Annotated in this window: 19 protein-coding genes, 1 pseudogene and 1 riboswitch; of the genes and pseudogenes, 11 read left to right on the top strand and 9 right to left on the bottom strand. The window is 70.5% G+C overall.

Annotated features, from left to right (window positions below; translation table 11 throughout):
- Window position 1 precedes the first annotated feature (1 nt).
- From K1J60_RS14735 to rsrA, 3 genes are all read left to right on the top strand, one after another.
- A complete protein-coding gene (locus K1J60_RS14735) occupies window positions 2-649 on the top strand; it encodes an alpha/beta hydrolase family protein (RefSeq protein ID WP_220646620.1) in 648 nt (215 codons plus the stop codon).
- A gap of 267 nt (window positions 650-916) precedes the next feature.
- On the top strand, window positions 917-1,588 hold the full coding sequence (gene sigR, locus K1J60_RS14730) for an RNA polymerase sigma factor SigR (protein ID WP_220646619.1): 672 nt from the start codon (window positions 917-919) through the stop codon (window positions 1,586-1,588).
- Window positions 1,585-1,896: a mycothiol system anti-sigma-R factor gene (gene rsrA, locus K1J60_RS14725; RefSeq protein ID WP_033525449.1), complete on the top strand. Its 312-nt coding sequence runs from the start codon at window positions 1,585-1,587 to the stop codon at window positions 1,894-1,896. The genes sigR and rsrA overlap by 4 nt, the downstream gene beginning before the upstream one ends.
- Window positions 1,897-1,981: 85 nt before the next feature.
- Here rsrA and K1J60_RS14720 read toward each other — a convergent pair whose 3' ends face one another.
- Entirely contained in the window at window positions 1,982-2,347 is a 366-nt protein-coding gene (locus tag K1J60_RS14720; protein ID WP_220646618.1) for a hypothetical protein, read from the bottom strand.
- A 194-nt stretch (window positions 2,348-2,541) separates the two neighbouring features.
- On the opposite strand from K1J60_RS14720, the gene K1J60_RS14715 reads away from it, so the two are divergent.
- The 7 genes and pseudogenes from K1J60_RS14715 to def all read left to right on the top strand — a co-directional run bounded on the left by K1J60_RS14715 (window position 2,542) and on the right by def (window position 7,891).
- On the top strand, window positions 2,542-2,883 hold the full coding sequence (locus K1J60_RS14715; protein ID WP_220651465.1) for a hypothetical protein: 342 nt from the start codon (window positions 2,542-2,544) through the stop codon (window positions 2,881-2,883).
- The gene (locus tag K1J60_RS14710; protein WP_220646617.1) at window positions 2,880-3,716 is read left to right on the top strand and encodes a DUF4388 domain-containing protein; all 837 of its coding nucleotides are present in this window, start codon (window positions 2,880-2,882) and stop codon (window positions 3,714-3,716) included. Before K1J60_RS14715 ends, K1J60_RS14710 begins: the two co-directional genes overlap by 4 nt.
- A gap of 368 nt (window positions 3,717-4,084) precedes the next feature.
- On the top strand, window positions 4,085-4,267 hold the full coding sequence (locus tag K1J60_RS46775) for a hypothetical protein (protein ID WP_263013083.1): 183 nt from the start codon (window positions 4,085-4,087) through the stop codon (window positions 4,265-4,267).
- A gap of 87 nt (window positions 4,268-4,354) precedes the next feature.
- Window positions 4,355-4,744, top strand: a complete 390-nt coding sequence (locus K1J60_RS14700; protein ID WP_220646616.1) for a roadblock/LC7 domain-containing protein — start codon at window positions 4,355-4,357, stop codon at window positions 4,742-4,744.
- Window positions 4,745-5,035: 291 nt separating this feature from the next.
- Window positions 5,036-5,967 (top strand): annotated as a pseudogene (locus K1J60_RS14695) (metal-dependent phosphohydrolase); the annotation flags it as partial.
- Between the two features lie 128 nt (window positions 5,968-6,095).
- Entirely contained in the window at window positions 6,096-7,103 is a 1,008-nt protein-coding gene (locus K1J60_RS14690; protein WP_033525444.1) for a tetratricopeptide repeat protein, read from the top strand.
- Between the two features lie 137 nt (window positions 7,104-7,240).
- Window positions 7,241-7,891 carry a peptide deformylase gene (gene def / locus K1J60_RS14685; protein WP_215448915.1) on the top strand — a complete coding sequence of 217 codons (651 nt, stop codon included), beginning with the start codon at window positions 7,241-7,243 and terminating at the stop codon, window positions 7,889-7,891.
- 18 nt (window positions 7,892-7,909) lie between these two features.
- Here def and K1J60_RS14680 read toward each other — a convergent pair whose 3' ends face one another.
- Window positions 7,910-8,872, bottom strand: a complete 963-nt coding sequence (locus K1J60_RS14680; RefSeq protein ID WP_220646615.1) for a GlxA family transcriptional regulator — start codon at window positions 8,870-8,872, stop codon at window positions 7,910-7,912.
- A 93-nt stretch (window positions 8,873-8,965) separates the two neighbouring features.
- On the opposite strand from K1J60_RS14680, the gene K1J60_RS14675 reads away from it, so the two are divergent.
- On the top strand, window positions 8,966-9,145 hold the full coding sequence (locus K1J60_RS14675; protein WP_220646614.1) for a hypothetical protein: 180 nt from the start codon (window positions 8,966-8,968) through the stop codon (window positions 9,143-9,145).
- A gap of 47 nt (window positions 9,146-9,192) precedes the next feature.
- Here the strand turns inward: K1J60_RS14675 and K1J60_RS14670 are convergent, their stop codons facing one another.
- The 7 genes from K1J60_RS14670 to K1J60_RS14640 form a co-directional block, all read right to left on the bottom strand.
- On the bottom strand, window positions 9,193-10,203 hold the full coding sequence (locus K1J60_RS14670; protein WP_220646613.1) for a ribonucleotide-diphosphate reductase subunit beta: 1,011 nt from the start codon (window positions 10,201-10,203) through the stop codon (window positions 9,193-9,195).
- Window positions 10,203-12,659, bottom strand: a complete 2,457-nt coding sequence (locus K1J60_RS14665) for a ribonucleoside-diphosphate reductase subunit alpha (RefSeq protein WP_398683216.1) — start codon at window positions 12,657-12,659, stop codon at window positions 10,203-10,205. Before K1J60_RS14665 ends, K1J60_RS14670 begins: the two co-directional genes overlap by 1 nt.
- Before the next feature lie 123 nt (window positions 12,660-12,782).
- Window positions 12,783-12,918: riboswitch (cobalamin riboswitch) on the bottom strand.
- A 63-nt stretch (window positions 12,919-12,981) separates the two neighbouring features.
- A complete protein-coding gene (locus K1J60_RS14660; RefSeq protein WP_220646612.1) occupies window positions 12,982-13,488 on the bottom strand; it encodes a GNAT family N-acetyltransferase in 507 nt (168 codons plus the stop codon).
- An 82-nt stretch (window positions 13,489-13,570) separates the two neighbouring features.
- Complete coding sequence (locus tag K1J60_RS14655) at window positions 13,571-14,560, bottom strand: nucleoside hydrolase (RefSeq protein ID WP_220646611.1); 990 nt, start codon at window positions 14,558-14,560, stop codon at window positions 13,571-13,573.
- A 236-nt stretch (window positions 14,561-14,796) separates the two neighbouring features.
- Entirely contained in the window at window positions 14,797-16,425 is a 1,629-nt protein-coding gene (mctP, locus tag K1J60_RS14650) for a monocarboxylate uptake permease MctP (RefSeq protein ID WP_220646610.1), read from the bottom strand.
- Complete coding sequence (locus K1J60_RS14645; protein WP_220646609.1) at window positions 16,422-16,742, bottom strand: DUF3311 domain-containing protein; 321 nt, start codon at window positions 16,740-16,742, stop codon at window positions 16,422-16,424. The genes mctP and K1J60_RS14645 overlap by 4 nt, the downstream gene beginning before the upstream one ends.
- A 258-nt stretch (window positions 16,743-17,000) precedes the next feature.
- Entirely contained in the window at window positions 17,001-17,765 is a 765-nt protein-coding gene (locus K1J60_RS14640) for a GntR family transcriptional regulator (protein WP_220646608.1), read from the bottom strand.
- Window positions 17,766-18,002 lie beyond the last annotated feature (237 nt).

Genomic DNA, 18,002 nt, shown 5'->3' with positions numbered 1-18,002 from the left:
CGTGACCGAGATCGAGGCAACAGCGCGCGAAGAGATCGACACCGAGGCCGGCACCGGCCGCGTCAGCTGGTACGAGGCCGGGAGGCCGGAATTCGTGCTCGCCGTCAGCCACGGCGCCGGCGGTGGCGTCGAGGCCCGGGATCTGCGGGCCCTCGCCGCCGTCCTCCCCGCGCACGGCGTGACCGTCGCCCTGGTGGAGCAGCCGTGGCGGGTGGCGGGGAAGAAGCTCGCGCCCGCGCCCAGGACGCTGGACGTGGGCTGGCGGGGCCTGTGGCCCGCGCTGGCGAAGCCGGGGCTGCCGGTGATCGCCGGCGGGCGGAGTGCCGGGGCACGGGTGGCCTGCCGTACGGCGGCGGAGCTGGGCGCGGCGGCCGTACTGGCGCTGAGCTTTCCGCTGCATCCGCCGGGCAGACCCGAGAAGTCCCGGGCCGACGAGCTGCTCGGGGCCGGGGTGCCCACGCTGGTCGTCCAGGGCGGGAACGATCCGTTCGGCAGGCCGGAGGAGTTCCCGGACGGTGCGTACGGGCTCGTGGAGGTGCCGTACGGCGATCACGGGTTCGCCGTGCCGAAGCGCGCTCCCCTCGGGCAGGACGAGGCGCTGACGGTGATCACCGAGGGTGTCGTGGAGTGGATCGCGTCACTCCGATGACCCGCCCGGCGGTGGCGGGAATGCGGAGCGACAGGCCTCTGTTGTGCGGATCAGACAGCGCGAAAGACCGTGCTGACCGCCGTAGGAGAGGAAGTCCGCCGCATGGGTTCGACCTATTGCCCGAGCCGCAGCAGCCGCGCTGACCTGGACTGGACGGTGCTGCATGCGGCCAAGAGCACGCCTGTTCGGGCGGCGGCGGGCATGGATCGTCGTCTATCCTCCGATTCTGGTGGTACCGGTTTCGGTATCGCACAGACGCTGGAGGAGGTGGGTCCGGTCACTGGGACCGACGCAGGGACCGAACGGGGCCAGGCGGAGCAGCCCGAGGGCACCGAGACCGCCGCGGACCGCAGCGCCCGGTTCGAGCGGGACGCTCTGGAATTCCTCGACCAGATGTACTCGGCCGCGCTGCGCATGACGCGCAACCCGGCCGATGCCGAGGACCTGGTGCAGGAGACGTACGCGAAGGCGTACGCGTCCTTCCACCAGTTCCGTGAGGGCACCAACCTGAAGGCCTGGCTGTACCGCATCCTCACGAACACCTTCATCAACTCGTACCGCAAGAAGCAGCGCGAACCCCAGCGCAGTGCGGCCGAGGAGATCGAGGACTGGCAGCTGGCGCGCGCCGAGTCGCACATGTCGACCGGGCTGCGCTCGGCCGAGTCGCAGGCGCTCGACCACCTGCCCGACTCGGACGTGAAGTCGGCGCTGCAGGCGATCCCCGAGGAGTTCCGCATCGCCGTCTATCTCGCGGATGTCGAGGGCTTTGCGTACAAGGAGATCGCCGACATCATGGGGACACCCATCGGTACGGTGATGTCCCGGCTGCACCGGGGCCGCCGTCAACTGCGCGGCATGCTCGAGGACTACGCCCGTGACCGCGGGCTTGTCCCGGCCGGCGCCGGAGAGTCGAACGAAGCGAAAGGCTCGGGCTCATGAGCTGCGGAGAGCCGCATGAGACGGATTGCAGCGAGATCCTCGATCATCTCTACGAGTTCCTCGACCGGGAGATGCCCGACTCCGACTGCACCAAGTTCGAGCACCACTTCGAGGAGTGCTCGCCCTGCCTGGAGAAGTACGGGCTCGAACAGGCCGTCAAGAAGCTGGTGAAGCGGTGTTGCGGGCAGGACGACGTGCCCACCGATCTGCGCGCCAAGGTGATGGGCAGGATCGACCTGATCCGATCGGGACAGACCGTTCCCGAGCATGATGTGACGGCCTCGCCGGTCACGCCGCAGGAGAGCTGACGTTTTTTCTGAGCCCGTTCGGGGGCTGCCGCCGGCAGCCCCCGAACGGGCTCAGTCGTGTGCGGAGCGCGGCGGCGCAGCGGCCTCAGACCTCCAGGCCGCTCTCGATGCGCTTCAGTCCGTGCCGGGCCAGCGCCAGGTTGCTGCGGGTGCGGTCCAGTGCCAGGTAGAGGAAGAGCGATCCCTTGCTGCTGCTCAGCGGGCGGATCAGGTGGTACTGCCGGCCCAGTGTGATCAGGATGTCCTCGATCACGTCGTTCATGTCCAGCGAGGCCAGCGTGCGCATCTTGGAGCGCACCACCTCGGTGTTGCCGGCCGCCGCGAGCTCCAGGTCGAGGTGCTGCCCGCCACCGAGGGAGCCGAGCGACATACCGCTCTCGTAGTCGACCAGCGCGACGCCGACCGCACCGTCGAGGGCCATGGCTTCCTTGAGTGCCGTCTCGATGTTCATTTGCTGCCCCAATTCCTCAGTGCTGCTGACCGGTCACTGTCCGGCCAACTACGATCGACACGAGTGACCCACCGGTCACAAACATCAACTTTTCTGTGTGTTACGGAAGTTGGCGTTCAAAGTACTGTGCGGCGCGTCAACGTGGAGGGCGAATGGGGGGACTTGAGGAAAGGAAGCCCGCGCTCCAGGCCTCCCTGGACCGGCTTCTCGACTCGCCCGGCGTCACCGGCCTCGCCCTGATCGACGCGGTCACGGGACTCACCTACGCCGTCGCCGGCGACGCCGCCCAGGCCGGGACGGGCGCGGAGTGCGCGGATCTGGCCACCCTCATCTCCGATCGGCTCGGCGCGGCGGGGGCCGAGGGGGAGTTGGAGAGCGTGGTCATGACCAGCAGGCGACGCCATCACGTGCTGCTCTCCGTGGACCGGACGGCCGGTGACCCGCTGCTGCTGGCGGCCGGACTCGACCGCGACCGCGCGAACATGGCGCTGGCTCTGCGCAGCCTCGGCGACCGGGCGAGCGAGGTGCTGGCGTGAAGACGCCCTCGGCGCGCAACGTCCCCGCTCTGCTGCAGGCACTGCATCAGGAGGGCCACACCGGCACGGTGGAAGTCTCCGGCTCCCCCGGTGGCACGATTCACCTGCGGGACGGACTGATCGGAGCGATCGAGACACCGGGCGCGCCGACCGCGACGTCCACGCTGCTCGCCTCGGGCCGGATCGACGACGACGCCTGGCTGGCGGCCTGCGCGGCCGAACCCGACGCGGACCTGCTCGCCGCGCACCTGATCACCGCCGGTCTGATCGGCGCCGCCGAACTGGAGGTCGTCTGCACGGCGGCCGTGTTCGACGGGGCCTTCGCGATGGCGCTCAGCCCGCCCGGCGGCTGGGAGCTGACCGAACGCCGACCCACCCTCCTCGCCCGGCCCGGGGTCGAGCCGCGACCGCTGGCCGAGGAGACCACCCGCCGTATGGCGTTGCTGGCCCGGTCATGGGGTCCCGCGGGCGAACTGGCCCGGGTCCGGCCCCGGCCCGTCGGAGGTCCCGGCACTCCGGCGTCCGACGGGCGGCTGACCCGACGCCACCGGGACCTCGTCGAGAGCGCCAACGGCCGCCGCACCCCGCGTGACATCGCCTTCGCCCGGGGGCGCGGACTGTACGCGGTGATGCTGGACCTCATCCGGCTGGAAGCGCGCCGGGCCGTCCACTGGGAGACCAGGCCGGCCCCCGACAGCCGGCCCAGCACCGCGCCCCGGGTCCCCCAGGGACAGCCGGCACCGGACGAACCGTCACCGAGAGCCGGTCCCCTGCCCAGACGCAGGCCCGGTGGAGGCTCTCCCACCGGAGACCTCGGAGCGAAGGGCGGGTAGTGAGCCCCCACAAGGACCCGGCCCGTAAACGCCGTATACGCAGCAAGGTCGCCCGCCTCCGACGGCGTCCGGTGCCGAGAGCGCCCGTGGACGACCGCACGGTCCCGCCCGCCGAAGCCCCACCGTCCGCGGCGCCCGTCCCCACGAACGCGGTACGACCGCCGTCCACCGAACCCGGTGGCAGCGCGGCGGGACGGCCCCCGTCCGGTGGGACGGCGGTCGGCTCGCCACCGCCACCGCCACCGCTACCGCCGCCACCACCACCGCCACCGCCCACCGAGACCGATGCCCCGGCCGCAGAACGGCCGTCGCGCGCCGGACCCGGTGATGTCGCCGCGAAGCCGCCGCCGTTACCCGTGCGGGGCGCGGTGCCTCTCCCCACCGACGCCGCGGACGACACCTCGGACATCCCGGCCGTGCCGTCCCCGTTCCCGCCCATCTCCCTGCTGTCGGCCGAGGAACTCCTCGCCGACCAACCCTCCGTAGACATGCTGCGGCGTGTCCGTCGCGGGCTGCGGGCTCTCCCCGAGTCCGACCGGCACGGGCCGTAGGTCCCGGGGCGGGAAAGTCCCGCGATCACCCCCTGCCGCTCGGACCGCACACCCACCGCAGACGTACGGACCAAGGAGCACGTGCCCATGACCGCAGACGCATCGACCGAATCGCTGACCGGCATCCTGACCTCGCTGCGTGACCGGGTGATGGGCGTCGCCGAGAGCGTCCTGTCCACCGTGGACGGGCTCCTCGTCGTCGCAGACGTCGACAAGGTCCACCCCGAGTCCGTCGCCGCCCTCGCCGCCGCCACCCTCGGTGTCAGCCGTCGTATGGCCGACCAGTCCGGCGCCGGGGCCCTCCGCGAGGTCGTCGTCCGGTGCGGTGCGGGGCACGTCATCGTCGTCGCCGTGGGCGAGCGCACCCTGCTGACCGTCATGGGCGACGACGGCCTCGACCTCGCCGCCTTCCAACGTGAGTCCCCGGCGACCGTGGAACAGCTCAACAAGGTGCTCGCCGCGGATGTGGCGCACTGAGCGGAAGAGGCTCGGCGGTGTGTCGACCGGACGGTCGACGCAGGAGCGTCACTTCACCCCAAGGAGTTAATCCGGGCCGTCGTGGCCCGATGGATTCACCCGTAGCCGTCCCCTCCCGCCGCACCCCGTCCTAGGCTCCGCAGCCTGAACTCGGGAGGGGTGCCATGAGGACGGTGGCGGCACGGGCACGTGGGTACGTCGTCTGTGTCGTCCTCGGGGCCCTGGTCCGTCTCGCGCCCCTGTCGGGCAGCCACGTCCCGTGGCGGGCGGTGGCCCTGCTCGCCGCGCGGCGGGCGGCCGACGGGGCACGGCGTGCTCCGGGTCGTCGCGGTCATGGTCGGGGCCGCGCCGCTGGGATGCGTGCCGCACGTGGCCGAAGGACGCGGCTCGACCGTCGATCACCTCACCCGGCGCGTCCTCACCGTCGCCTTCGCCGCCCTCTGCTTCCAGCCGCCGCACCACCGGGGCCAGGTGTCGGAACGGGGTGGCCCCTCGTACGCCCTGCTGCTGGTCGCGCTGCTCGTCCCGACCGCGCTGTGCGACGCCGTGTCGGCGGCGGCCATGGCACACGCGCGGACCAGGTGGCCGTTCGGCCCGCTGCTGAGGGACGAACCGAGGGCGCTGCCCGGAACAGGCCGGCGGTGTGCGCGACGGGGGCCGTCATGGCCCTCGCGACCGGTGTCGTCGGGCTGTGGGCGCTGCCGGTCTTCTCGCTGCCGCTGCTCCTCGCCCAGCTGTCGCTGCGGAGGAACGCCCTCGTCAGGATCACCTACCGGCAGGCCATCGCCTACCGGCAGACCATCGCCTACCTCGCCCGCGCCACGGAGATCGTCGGGTACACCCCTGCCGGGCACGCCCGGCGGGTGGCCCTGAGCCTCGTCGACCCCGTCCCCGCCGGGGCCACCGCCGGGCTCCCGGCGGCCGAGCAGCGCCGGATCGCCCCGCTGGGCGGCGTCGTCGTACGGCGGACCGGAGTGGCCGCCGAGGTCGCCGTGGTGGTGGAGCGGCAGGCGGATCCGTACCGTGAGCAGCCGGTCGGCGCGCGAATCGTGCGAGCCGTGAACGCATACGAGGAGAAGGTCCGGGAAGCAGGGCCCGAAGGGCCGCTCAGGGCGTTGGAGGAACTGCGGCTGGGCACGGCTCGGAACCATCACCCGGAGGTGGTGGAGCCGCTCGCGCGGGTACTGTCGAGAGACTGTCTGACCTTGCCCGCGGTGGGGTAACCCATGGGTAATGAGCGGCCCTCCAGCCGGTCGTGGTTGGATGCGAGGGAGAGGGTGTACCGGGGGGCGACGGCCAGCCCACTCCGATGGAACTGGCAGGCGGGAACCGTAACTGGCAGGCGGGAATCGTGAGGATCTTCGGCAAGGGACGGCATCGGCCCTCCGCCTCTTGGCGGCAGGCCACCGATCGTGCGTTCACGCTGATCGGTGACGGTCGGTACGAGGACGCTGGGGCGCTTCTGACACGTGCCGCGGACCTGGAACCGTGGCTGTCCGAGTCCTGGTTCAACCTCGCCCTGCTGCACAAGTTCCGGCACGACTGGGAACAGGCGAGAGCGGCCGGTCTACGGGCTGTCGCACTGCTCGACCGGGAGACCGGCGCGCCCGACTGGTGGAACGTGGGCATCGCCGCCACGGCCCTCCAGGACTGGCCGCTGGCCCGCCGGGCCTGGCAGGCGTACGGGCTGCGGGTGCCCGGGGGCGCGTCCCGGCCGAAGCCCGGAAGCGGCCCCGGCGACACCGGGGAGCCGGTGGGCATGGACCTCGGCAGCGCGGCCGTACGGCTCTCGCCCGAGGGCGAGGCCGAGGTCGTGTGGGGGCGGCGGCTCGACCCCGCCCGGATCGAGGTGCTCTCCATCCCGTTGCCGTCGTCCGGGCGGCGCTGGGGCGAGGTCGTCCTGCACGACGGGGTGCCGCACGGCGAGCGGACCACGGTCGCGGGGCACGCGTATCCGGTGTTCGACGAGATCGAGTTGTGGGCGCCGTCTCCCGTGCCGACGTGGGTGGTGCTGCTGGAGGCCGCTACCGAGGCGGACCGGGACGCGCTGGAGCGGCTCGCGGCGGACGCGGGGTTCGCGGCAGAGGACTGGTCGTCGTCGGTGCGGTTGCTGTGCCGGCTGTGCTCGGAGTCGCGGATGCCGTCCGACGAGGGCGACGGCGAGCATCTCGATCCGCACGATCACAGTGAGCCGGGACATCCCGGGCCGCTGGGGCACGTGACGGACGGGCAGCTGTGGGCGCCGGAGCGGGAGTGCGGGGTGGCCGCGCCGGCTTCGCTGGTCCGGGGGCTGCTGGACGGGTGGGTGGCCGACAGTCCGGATTCCAGGGATTGGCGGGATCTGGAAGAGGTCTGTTAGGGGGCGGGCGGTTCGATGCCGGCCGTGGGTTCGTCGGGTAGCTCGCGCAGCATCCCGCGCCCCTCGCGGGGCGCGATCCCCGTACCCTGTATCAGCAACTTCACCGCTTGTTGTTTTGAGGAAGGCGTACGTCTGTCATGGCCCAGCAGGACACCGATCAGCAGCACGTGGGCGTGCTCCCCGTCGATGACGAGGGGTTCGTCATCGACACGGAGGACTGCGAGGAGCGCGAGCAGGCGTACCGGGAGCGTGGCACGTCGTTGCCGATCACCGTGGTCGGGAACCCGGTGCTGCACAAGGAGTGCAAGGACGTCACGGAGTTCGGGGACGAGCTGGCCAAGCTGGTGGACGACATGTTCGCCAGCCAGCGCACGGCGGAGGGCGTGGGCCTGGCCGCGAACCAGGTCGGCGTCGATCTGAAGGTGTTCGTGTACGACTGCCCGGACGACGAGGGCAAGCGCCACACCGGTGTCATCTGCAACCCGAAGCTGGTCGAACTGCCCGCCGAGAAGCGCCGGTTGGACGACAGCAACGAGGGCTGCCTGTCCGTGCCGACTGCGTACATGCCGCTCGCCCGCCCCGACTACGCCGAGGTCACCGGTCAGGACGAGAAGGGCAACCCGATCAAGGTGCGCGGCACCGGCTACTTCGCGCGCTGCCTTCAGCACGAGACCGACCACCTGTACGGCTACCTCTACATCGACCGGCTCTCCAAGCGCGACCGCAAGGACGCCCTGCGGCAGATGGCCGAGAACGAGCCCCGCTACCCCGTGGTCGCCAACGACTGAGCCGGATCGGCGCCGTCCTCAGGCGGCCTCCGGGCCCCGGAAGGTCCGGCGGTAGGCCTGCGGGGTCGTACCCAGCGACCGGACGAACTGATGACGCAGGGCGGCGGCGGTGCCGAAGCCGGTGCGCCAGGCGATGGCGTCCACCGTCTCGTCCGTCGCCTCCAGCAACCGCTGGGCCAGCAGTACCCGTTGGCGCAGGATCCAGCGGTACGGGGTGGTCCCGGTCTCCTGCTGGAAGCGGCGCGCGAACGTGCGCGGGGACATGTGCGCGCGGGCGGCGAGCTGCTCGACGGTGACCTCCTCGTCGAGGTGCCGCTCCATCCACACGAGCACCTCGCCGACCGTGTCGCACTGCGAGCGCGGCAGCGGCCGCTCGATGTACTGGGCCTGGCCGCCGTCGCGGTGCGGAGGCACCACCATCCGCCGGGCGATCTTGTTCGCCACCTCCGGCCCCTGCTCCTTGCGGACGATGTGCAGACAGGCGTCGATACCGGCCGCCGTGCCCGCCGAGGTGATCACCGGGTCCGCGTCCACGTACAGCACGTCCGGCTCGACCACCGCGCGCGGATACTGCCGGGACAGTTCCTCGGCGTGCCGCCAGTGGACCGTGCACGGCCGGCCGTCCAGCAGTCCGGCCGCGCCCAGCACGAAGACGCCCGAGCACACGCTCAGCACCCGGGCGCCCCGGTCCGTGGCCCGGCGCAGCGCGTCCAGCAGCTCGGCCGGGTAGATCCGGTGCACATAGCTGTCGCCCGCCGGTACGACCACCAGGTCGGCCTCTTCGAGCCGGTCCAGGCCGTGCCGCGTGGAGACGGTGAAGCCCGCGTGCGTCCGCAGGGTCGGGCCCTCCGCCGACGCGACCGCGAAGTCGTACACCGGCAGGCCCTCGTCGCTGCGGTCGAGGCCGAACACCTCGCAGACGACTCCCAGTTCGAAGGGATGCACACCGTCCATGAGGATGGCGGCCACGTTCTTCAGCATGCTGCCAGTGTGCCTCGGAAGTGGCAGTAATTCGAGGGGGTGCGGCAGTCCTGCCACTGTTTGTCAGGAGCGTTCGGCGCGACAGTGGTGTCCATGGATACGACACAGCTGCAAGGACTCATCGGAACTCTGGCCGTCCTCGGACTCCTCGCCCTGGTGGTGCTGCCCGCGGTCATCGGCGCCGTGCACGACCGGCGCGTCGACCGGCAGCTCGAGCGGGCGGCGGAGGAGCGGCGGGCGTCGTCGTCGCACCGCATCGCCCGCCCCGCCTGATCGCGTGAGGACCACGGATCCCCGCCCGTTCGACCAAGTCCGCCGAGCTAGAAGTCCTCGTCCAGGTCGACGGTGCCCTCCACCGCGACCTGGTACGCGGACGGGCGCCGCTCGAAGAAGTTGGTCAGCTCCTGGACGCCCTGCAACTCCATGAAGGAGAAGGGGTTCTCCGAGCCGTACACCGGGGCGAAGCCGAGGCGCGTGAGGCGCTGGTCGGCCACGCACTCCAGGTACTGCCGCATCGACTCGGTGTTCATGCCCGGGAGACCCTCACCGCACAGGTCGCGCCCGAACTGCAGCTCGGCCTCGACGGCCTCCCTCAGCATGTCCGTGACCTGCTGCTGCAGTGCGTCGTCGAAGAGCTCCGGCTCCTCCTTGCGGACGGTGTCCACCACCTCGAAGGCGAAGGACATGTGCATCGTCTCGTCGCGGAACACCCAGTTGGTGCCGGTGGCCAGGCCGTGCAGCAGACCCCGGCTGCGGAACCAGTAGACGTACGCGAAGGCGCCGTAGAAGAACAGGCCCTCGATGCACGCCGCGAAGCAGATCAGGTTGAGCAGGAAGCGGCGGCGGTCCGCCTGGGACTCCAGGCGGTCCAGCTTCTCGACCGAGTCCATCCACCGGAAGCAGAACTCCGCCTTCTCCCGGATGGAGGGGATGTTCTCCACCGCCGCGAAGGCCGCGACCCGGTCCTCCGGGTCGGGGAGGTAGGTGTCCAGGAGCGTCAGATAGAACTGGACGTGCACGGCCTCCTCGAAGAGCTGGCGGCTCAGATAGAGCCGCGCCTCCGGGGAGTTGATGTGCTTGTAGAGGGTCAGCACGAGGTTGTTCGCCACGATCGAGTCGCCCGTCGCGAAGAACGCGACCAGGCGGCCGATCAGGTGCTGCTCGGCCGGGGAGAGCTTCGCGAGGTCGGAGACGTCCGAGTGGAGGTCGACCTCCTCGACGGTCCAGGTGTTCTTGATCGCGTCCCGGTAGCGCTCGTAGAAGTCCGGGTAGCGCATCGGGCGGAGAGTCAGCTCGAAGCCGGGGTCGAGGAGATTCTGGTTGCTGGGCATCACTGGCAGGCCTCGCAGGACTCGGGGTTCTCAAGGGAGCAGGCGACGGCATCCGGGTCGGCCGACTGCTGGACGGGGATGGTGTTCTCGGGCCGGGCCGGGGTCTGCGCCTGGCCCTGGCCCTGTGCCGCGCGGGCGATGCGCGTCGCCGGGCGGGAGCGCAGGTAGTACGTGGTCTTCAGGCCCGACTTCCAGGCGTACGCGTACATCGAGGAGAGCTTGCCGATGGTCGGCGTCTCCAGGAACAGGTTGAGCGACTGGGACTGGTCCAGATACGGCGTGCGGGCGGCGGCCATGTCGATCAGACCGCGCTGCGGGATCTCCCAGGCCGTGCGGTACAGCGCCCGTACGTCGGCCGGGATCCACGCGAAGTCCTGCACCGAGCCGTTGGATTCGCGCAGCGCCTCACGGGTGCGGGCGTCCCAGACGCCCAGCTCCTTCAGGTCCTTCACCAGATACGAGTTGACCTGGAGGAACTCACCGGACAGCGTCTCGCGCTTGAACAGGTTGGACACCTGGGGCTCGATGCACTCGTACACACCGGCGATCGAGGCGATGGTGGCCGTCGGCGCGATGGCGAGGAGCAGGGAGTTGCGCAGGCCCGTCGTCGCGACGCGCTCGCGCAGGGCAGCCCAGCGCTCCGGCCAGGTGGGCTCGACACCGTAGTGGTCGGGGTGCAGCACACCGCGCGCCGTACGGGTCTTCTCCCAGGCCGGAAGCGGGCCGACCCGCTCGGCGAGGTCGGCGGAGGCCTCGTACGCGGCGAGCATGACGCGCTCGGCGATCCGAGTGGACAGGGCCTTCGCAGCCGGGGAGTCGAAGGGCAGACGCAGCTGGAAGAAGACGTCCTGCAGGCCCATCGCGCCGAGTCCGACCGGGCGCCACCTGGCGTTGGAGCGGCCCGCCTGCTCGGTCGGGTAGAAGTTGATGTCGACGACGCGGTCGAGGAAGGTGACGGCGGTGCGGACGGTCGCGTCCAGCCGCTCCCAGTCCATGTCGCCCGTCGCCCGGTCGACGAACGCGCCCAGGTTCACCGAGCCCAGGTTGCAGACCGCCGTCTCCCCGTCGTTCGTGACCTCCAGGATCTCCGTGCAGAGGTTGGAGGAGTGGACGACGTGGCCCGGCTCGGCCGTCTGGTTCGCCGTGCGGTTGGCAGCGTCCTTGAAGGTCATCCAGCCGTTGCCGGTCTGCGCGAGGGTGCGCATCATGCGGCCGTACAGGTCACGGGCCGCGATGGTCTTCTTCGCCAGGCCCTTCGCCTCCGCCTCGCGGTACGCGGCCTCGAACTCCTCGCCCCACAGGTCGACCAGCTCGGGTACGTCTGCCGGGGAGAACAGCGACCACTGCTCGTCCGCGTTCACCCGGCGCATGAACTCGTCCGGGATCCAGTGCGCCAGGTTCAGGTTGTGCGTACGCCGGGCGTCCTCGCCGGTGTTGTCACGAAGCTCCAGGAACTCCTCGATGTCGGAGTGCCAGGTCTCCAGGTAGACCGCGGCCGCGCCCTTGCGCCGGCCGCCCTGGTTCACGGCGGCGACCGAGGCGTCCAGGGTCTTCAGGAACGGCACGATGCCGTTGGAGTGCCCGTTGGTGCCCCGGATCAGCGAACCGCGCGAGCGGATACGGGAGTACGACAGGCCGATGCCGCCGGCGTGCTTCGAGAGGCGGGCCACCTGGTGGTAGCGGTCGTAGATGGAGTCCAGCTCGTCCAGCGGGGAGTCGAGGAGGTAGCAGGACGACATCTGGGGGTGTCGCGTACCGGAGTTGAAGAGGGTGGGGGAGGAGGGGAGGTAGTCGAGGCGGCTCATGAGCCCGTAGAGCGCGGCGACTTCGTCGAGGGCACGGATGCCCGCCTCCGCATCGGCACCCGTGTCCTCGGCGAGGCCGACGGCGACCCGCAGCATGAAGTGCTGGGGCGTCTCGACGACCTTGCGGGTGAGGGGGTGCCGGAGCAGATAGCGGCTGTGCAGGGTGCGCAGGCCGAAGTAGCCGAAGCGGTCGTCCCCGGCCGGGTCGATCAGGGCGTCGAGGCGCTCGGCGTGGGCGCGGGTGAACTCGGCCGTGCGGTCGGCGACGAGTCCCTCCCGGTGGCCCACGGCGATGGACTCGGTGAACGTCGTGACACCCTGCGAGGCCGCCTCGGCACGGATGCCGACGGCCAACAGCCGGGCGGCCAGTTTCGAGTAGGCGGGATCCTCGGAGATGAGGCCCGCGGCCGCCTCCGTGGCCAGCTCACGCAGCTCCGCGACCATCTCGGCGGAGGACACACGCACCGACCGGCCGCGCAGCGCGGCGGCGGCGACCCGGCCGGGATCGGCGTCGGGCAGGTCGGCGGTCAGCTCGGTCAGGGTCCGCAGCAACGCGGTACCAGGACCGTCGGTCTCCGTCGTCGGGTCTGTTGAAACCGACCTGGCTGCGGCCAGGTCGGCTGACACCGGATCGGCTGGCGCGATGGTCACGTGGGGCTCTCCCTCGCTCGGCTGGGGCCCTGCAGAGGGCAGGCGGCAGCACACGAGCGCACGGGGGCGTCGCGTCCACCGGCCCATTCCACGAGGCCCGGACGTCAGGGCACCCGGACCGGACGGCCGGGCGCACTGTCGGCAGGTGTTCGGACTGAACAGGCGTGCACACATGACGACGTATGCACGCGAGTACACCGTTGCGGGACAGTTCCGGATTCACACCGGATTCCCCTGCGGCGACAGCGAGCATGAGCATACATCTAGTGTCGGGTCGCGGTGTCACCCCCACATGTTGTGTCGCCATCGGCTTCGCAGGGTGTCAGAGCGTCAACTCGTAGGTGATCAGCGTGAGGTCGAGGAGGTCGGGGAGGGGGTTCCAGTCGCGCTCAGGTGTGCGAGTGAAGCCCAGACGTCCGTAGATGCGATGGGCCGCGTGCATGCTCCGCTGGGTCGACAGCACGACGCGCGCACAGCCCTCCACGGTGCGGGCGCGCTCCAGGCAGGCCCGTACGAGTGCCTCGCCGACACCTCGCCCACGGGCCTTCGGGGAGACCGCGAGCATCCGTATCTCGGCCTCTCCCTCGCGGGCGATGTCGGCCATGGGCCCGCCCGCGGGGACGAAGGTCACTCCGCCCAGCACCTGCCCCTCCGCGACCGCCACGAGCACGTCGGCCCGGGCGGCCCGCTTCGCCACGTTCCGCAGCTCGTCGAGGTACTGGTCGCTCTCTCCGAAGTCCAGCAGTCCGTCGTCGAGGTAGGCCTGTGCGGTGATCTCGCCGAGCGTGGCGTACTCCTCGGGGGTCACCGGCCTGATCGTGATGTCCATGCGTCGCAGTGTGCACGAGGGGCGGCTTCGCACGGCGGCGGTTATCCACAGGCGCCGCCGATGGTCGGACCATCGGATCGCGTCAGGTTGCCGCCGGCCACCTGGGCAGCGTCGTCACGAAGTCCGCGCTGAAGTCGCGGGTGCCCGGTCCCAGCGCGACGCGGCCGGTGGCCTGCAGACGGGCGGTCAGGGCGGGGGACTCGGAGTAGTAGACGCGCCGGGCTGCGGTCGGCACGAACACGGTCTGGCCGCGTGTGAGCTCGCTCGCGCACTCCACGACGACGGCCCCGTCGGCGGCCTCGACGAACGCCTCGTCGCCGCAGACGCCGACGGCCAGCGGATCGTGCAGCGGGCAGGTGCCGTCTCCGCCGTGGCGGGTGTAGGCGTCCATGTAGGTGCGCATCAGCCGTGCGGCGAGGGCCGTGCCGGGTCCCGCGGCCTCCAGCGCGGCCAGGTCATCGGGGCGGAACAGCCAGCGGTGCGAGGCGTCCAGGTCGACCATGGTGAACGGGATGCCGGAGGACAGCACGATCTCGGCGGCGTCCGGGTCGGCCCAGATGTTGAACTCGGCGACCGGGGTGAAGTTGCCCGGGACCTGGGCGGCGCCGCCCATGAACACGAACTTGCGGACGCGGTGGGCGAAGTGCGGGTCCTCCAGCAGGGCGACGGCCACGTTGGTGAGGGGGCCGGTGGCGCAGACCGTCAGCTCGCCCTCGTACTCCCTCGACAGGCGCAGCAGGGCCTGGGCGGACGACTCCGTCGGGTGGGCGGCCGTCGAGTCGGGGAGGGTCTCGTCGCCGAGGCCTGCGGGGCCGTGGAAGGCGGATGCCTCGCGGTAGGGGAGGCGGGAGAGGGGGCGGCCGGCGCCTCTGTGGACCGGGACGTGGGCGTCGATGCGCAGGGCGCGGGCGAGGGCGCGGGCGTTGGTGTAGGTGGCTTCGGCGGGGAGGTTGCCGCCGGTCGAGGTGTACGCCTTGAGGTCCCACAGGTCGGTGCCGAGCAGGTACTGGAGGGCTACGGCGTCGTCGATGCCGGGGTCGCTGTCCAGGACGATCGGGGGGCGAGCGGTCACCGTTGCAGCGTAACCGGGTGATGTACGCCCCCGCCGCCCCTACCCGTCCCGTCCTCCAGGGGCTGCGCCCCTTCGACCCCCATCCGCGGGTCCGGTGGGGGCTGGTCGCGCAGTTCCCCGCGCCCCTGAAAAAGCGGGGCTGCGCCCCTGCTTTTCAGGCCCTCCAGAACCAGCCCGCCCCGGACCCGCGCCCGAAAGAACGAAGCTGAACGCGGGCTGGGGGGAGGCTCGCCCGGCTAGTGGCTCGTTCCCGCCGTCGCCGGCGGGAGTTCCACCTGGACGCCCGGGTCGCCGGCGTCCGCCGTGTAGTCCTGCGGCCTGGTCTCGTCGATGCCGTCGGGAGCCTTGGCGGCCCGCAGGACGAAGGTGAAAACCACCGTGACCACGACGTTGAGGACGAAGGCGGTCAGACCGATGTAGCCGATCTCGCCGATGCCGGGGATCTCGGCGGACGAGCCGCCGAAGTGCTTCTGGGTGGGGGAGGCCACGCCGTACGCGGCGATCGTCCCGTACAGCATGCCGACCGCCCAGCCGGCGATGAGGGCCCAGCGGTGGAACCAGCGGGTGAAGAGGCCGCCGACGAGGGCCGGGAAGGTCTGGAGGATCCAGATGCCGCCCAGGAGCTGGAAGTTGATGGCGACCGTCTTGTCCATGGTGAGGACGAAGGCCAGCGCGCCGACCTTCACCAGCAGGGACACCAGCTTGGAGACCTTGGTCTCCTGCGCGGGCGTGGCGTCCGGCTTGATGAAGTCCTTGTAGATGTTGCGGGTGAAGAGGTTCGCCGCCGCGATGGACATGATCGCCGCGGGCACCAGGGCACCGATGCCGATGGCGGCGAAGGCCACGCCCGCGAACCAGTCGGGGAACATCGTCTCGAACAACTGCGGGATCGCCAGCTGGCCGTTCTGCACCTGGACCCCGGCCGCGATCGCCATGAAGCCCAGCAGGGCCAGCAGTCCCAGCATCAGGGAGTACAGCGGCAGGATCGTGGTGTTGCGGCGGATGACCTCGCGACTCTTCGACGACAGCGTCGCCGTGATCGAGTGCGGGTACATGAAGAGCGCAAGCGCCGAGCCGAGGGCGAGCGTCGCGTAGGTCCACTGGTTGGCGTCGCCCGGGACGAGCGCGCCGCGTGGCTTGTCCGTCGCCGGGTTGGTCTGGCTGTAGGCCTCGCCCGCCTTGGCGAAGATGTCGTCGAAGCCGCCGAGCTTGATCGGGATGTAGATGATCGCCACCGCGATGACGATGTAGATCAGGGTGTCCTTGACGAACGCGATCAGCGCGGGGGCCCGGAGGCCGGAGGAGTAGGTGTAGGCCGCCAGGACACCGAACGCGATCAGCAGCGGCAGGTCCTTGATGAACCAGTTGGTGTCCTCACCGCCGCCGACGCCCATCACGTCCAGGACGGCCTGGATGCCGACGAGTTGGAGGGCGATGTACGGCATCGTCGCGAGGATGCCGGTCAGCGCGACCGCCAGCGACAGGCCCTTCGAGCCGAAGCGGCCGCGGACGAAGTCCGAGGTCGTCACATAGCCGTGCTTGTGGGAGACCGACCACAGACGGGGCAGGAACGTGAAGATGAGCGGATAGACCAGGATCGTGTAGGGCACCGCGAAGAAACCGGCCGCGCCCGCCGCGTAGATCGCCGCCGGCACGGCGACGAAGGTGTACGCGGTGTAGAGGTCGCCGCCCAGCAGGAACCAGGTGATCCAGGTGCCGAACGACCGGCCGCCCAGGCCCCATTCGTCGAGGCTGTGCTCGTTCTCGGCCTTGCGCCAGCGCGCGGCCAGGAAGCCCATGACCGTGACGGCCAGGAAGAAGAAGATGAAGACGGCGAGTGCCACGCCGTTCACGCCGTCCTTCACTTCTCGACACCCCCGTCCTGGGACTGCTCCGACTGCTGGGGCTGCTGAGACCCGCGGGATGTCCGGGCGCGCTGGTCACGCTGCCACAGGACGTACGCGGTGGCGGTGAGCGCGGTGGAGATGAGCACCCAGGCCATCTGGTACCAGTAGAAGAAGGGGATGCCGATGAAGGCCGGGTCCGTCTTGGCGTACGAGCCGACCCAGAGCATCGCGGCGAACGGGGCGAGCAGGCACAGGGCGATGACCACCCTGACAGGTGTCACCGTCGGTGGTCCCGCTTCCGGAGCCGGCGGTCTCACTTCGGACGCTTCTGACATGTCCCGGTTCCGTCCCCTCGCTGATCACCATTGGTCACCGCTGATCACCTGCTCAACGCGCAGGAAATGTAAGGGACGGCTTCCTTCGCACGGAACCCCCTGTCCGGATATCGGATGCGGAGGTTCTGTGTTCAAGCCCTTGGTTCGACGGCAGCGGAATCCCTGCCGGAGGTCCGCTTCCTGGCGGTCCGTCCGCATGCGCTCGAAGTCCCGCCGGGACGGTTCCGGGGCGGCTCCGGGACGGTGCCGGGGCGTGATTCAGTCCTGCGGCCGCTTGAGCCGTGCCACGAACTTGTACCGGTCGCCCCGGTACACGGACCGCACCCACTCCACCGGCTGACCGTCCTTGTCCAGTGAGTGCCGGGAGAGCATCAGCATCGGCAGGCCCACGTCCGTGCCCAGCAGGCCGGCTTCGCGCGGGGTGGCCAGCGAGGTCTCGATGGTCTCCTCGGCCTCGGCGAGCCGGACGTCGTACACCTCGGCGAGCGCGGTGTAGAGGGACGTGTACTTCACCAGCGACCTGCGCAGGGCCGGGAAACGCTTGGCGCTCAGATGGGTCGTCTCGATCGCCATCGGTTCGCCGTTCGCCATGCGTAGCCGCTCGATGCGCAGCACCCGGCCGCCCGCGGTGATGTCGAGCTGTCCCGCGAGCGTGTCGTCGGCGGTGATGTAGCCGATGTCCAGCAGCTGCGACGTGGGTTCGAGCCCCTGGGCGCGCATGTCCTCGGTGTAGGAGGTGAGTTGCAGCGCCTGGGAGACCTTCGGCTTGGCCACGAACGTGCCCTTGCCCTGGATACGCTCCAGCCGCCCCTCGACCACCAGCTCCTGCAGCGCCTGGCGCACGGTCGTGCGCGAGGTGTCGAACTCGGCGGCGAGAGTGCGCTCGGGCGGTACCGGGGTGCCGGGCGGAAGCGTCTCGGTCATGTCGAGCAGGTGCTTCTTCAGGCGGTAGTACTTGGGCACGCGTGCGGTACGGACGGCCGCCCCGTTCTCGTTCTCCGCACTGCTGACGTCGGTGCTCATGCTCCGCCTTCCCGGCTCCTCGTGGCGTGATCTCTCTGTATACCTCTGCGGGCCTCGCTGGTCTAGTCCACGGAAGGGTCTCCGGTGGTCTCCCGAGGGAGGTGCAGTGGTCTACCCGACGAGTGTGGCTCAGTCGCGCGGTTTTCGCTGGCTTATTACATAAAGGTTCCTGCATATGTAGGTCGCATAACGGCTGGTGGGAGGGGGTTCGAGCACCCTTGACACGGCGAATGGTCT

Source organism: Streptomyces akebiae, from assembly GCF_019599145.1.
In the GTDB taxonomy this organism is placed as follows: domain Bacteria; phylum Actinomycetota; class Actinomycetes; order Streptomycetales; family Streptomycetaceae; genus Streptomyces; species Streptomyces akebiae.
Note: the sequence above shows the minus strand (reverse complement) of the source record. Positions and strands in the feature narration are given on the sequence as shown.

Coding starts and splice junctions, on each gene's coding strand:
- def (WP_215448915.1), top strand. CDS start 7,241: ATGGCCCAGCAGGACACCGATCAGCAGCACGTGGGCGTGCTCCCCGTC.
- K1J60_RS14670 (WP_220646613.1), bottom strand. CDS start 10,203: ATGCCCAGCAACCAGAATCTCCTCGACCCCGGCTTCGAGCTGACTCTC.
- K1J60_RS14640 (WP_220646608.1), bottom strand. CDS start 17,765: ATGAGCACCGACGTCAGCAGTGCGGAGAACGAGAACGGGGCGGCCGTC.
- K1J60_RS14720 (WP_220646618.1), bottom strand. CDS start 2,347: ATGAACATCGAGACGGCACTCAAGGAAGCCATGGCCCTCGACGGTGCG.
- rsrA (WP_033525449.1), top strand. CDS start 1,585: ATGAGCTGCGGAGAGCCGCATGAGACGGATTGCAGCGAGATCCTCGAT.
- K1J60_RS14645 (WP_220646609.1), bottom strand. CDS start 16,742: ATGTCAGAAGCGTCCGAAGTGAGACCGCCGGCTCCGGAAGCGGGACCA.
- K1J60_RS14700 (WP_220646616.1), top strand. CDS start 4,355: ATGACCGCAGACGCATCGACCGAATCGCTGACCGGCATCCTGACCTCG.
- K1J60_RS14660 (WP_220646612.1), bottom strand. CDS start 13,488: ATGGACATCACGATCAGGCCGGTGACCCCCGAGGAGTACGCCACGCTC.
- K1J60_RS14675 (WP_220646614.1), top strand. CDS start 8,966: ATGGATACGACACAGCTGCAAGGACTCATCGGAACTCTGGCCGTCCTC.
- K1J60_RS14680 (WP_220646615.1), bottom strand. CDS start 8,872: ATGCTGAAGAACGTGGCCGCCATCCTCATGGACGGTGTGCATCCCTTC.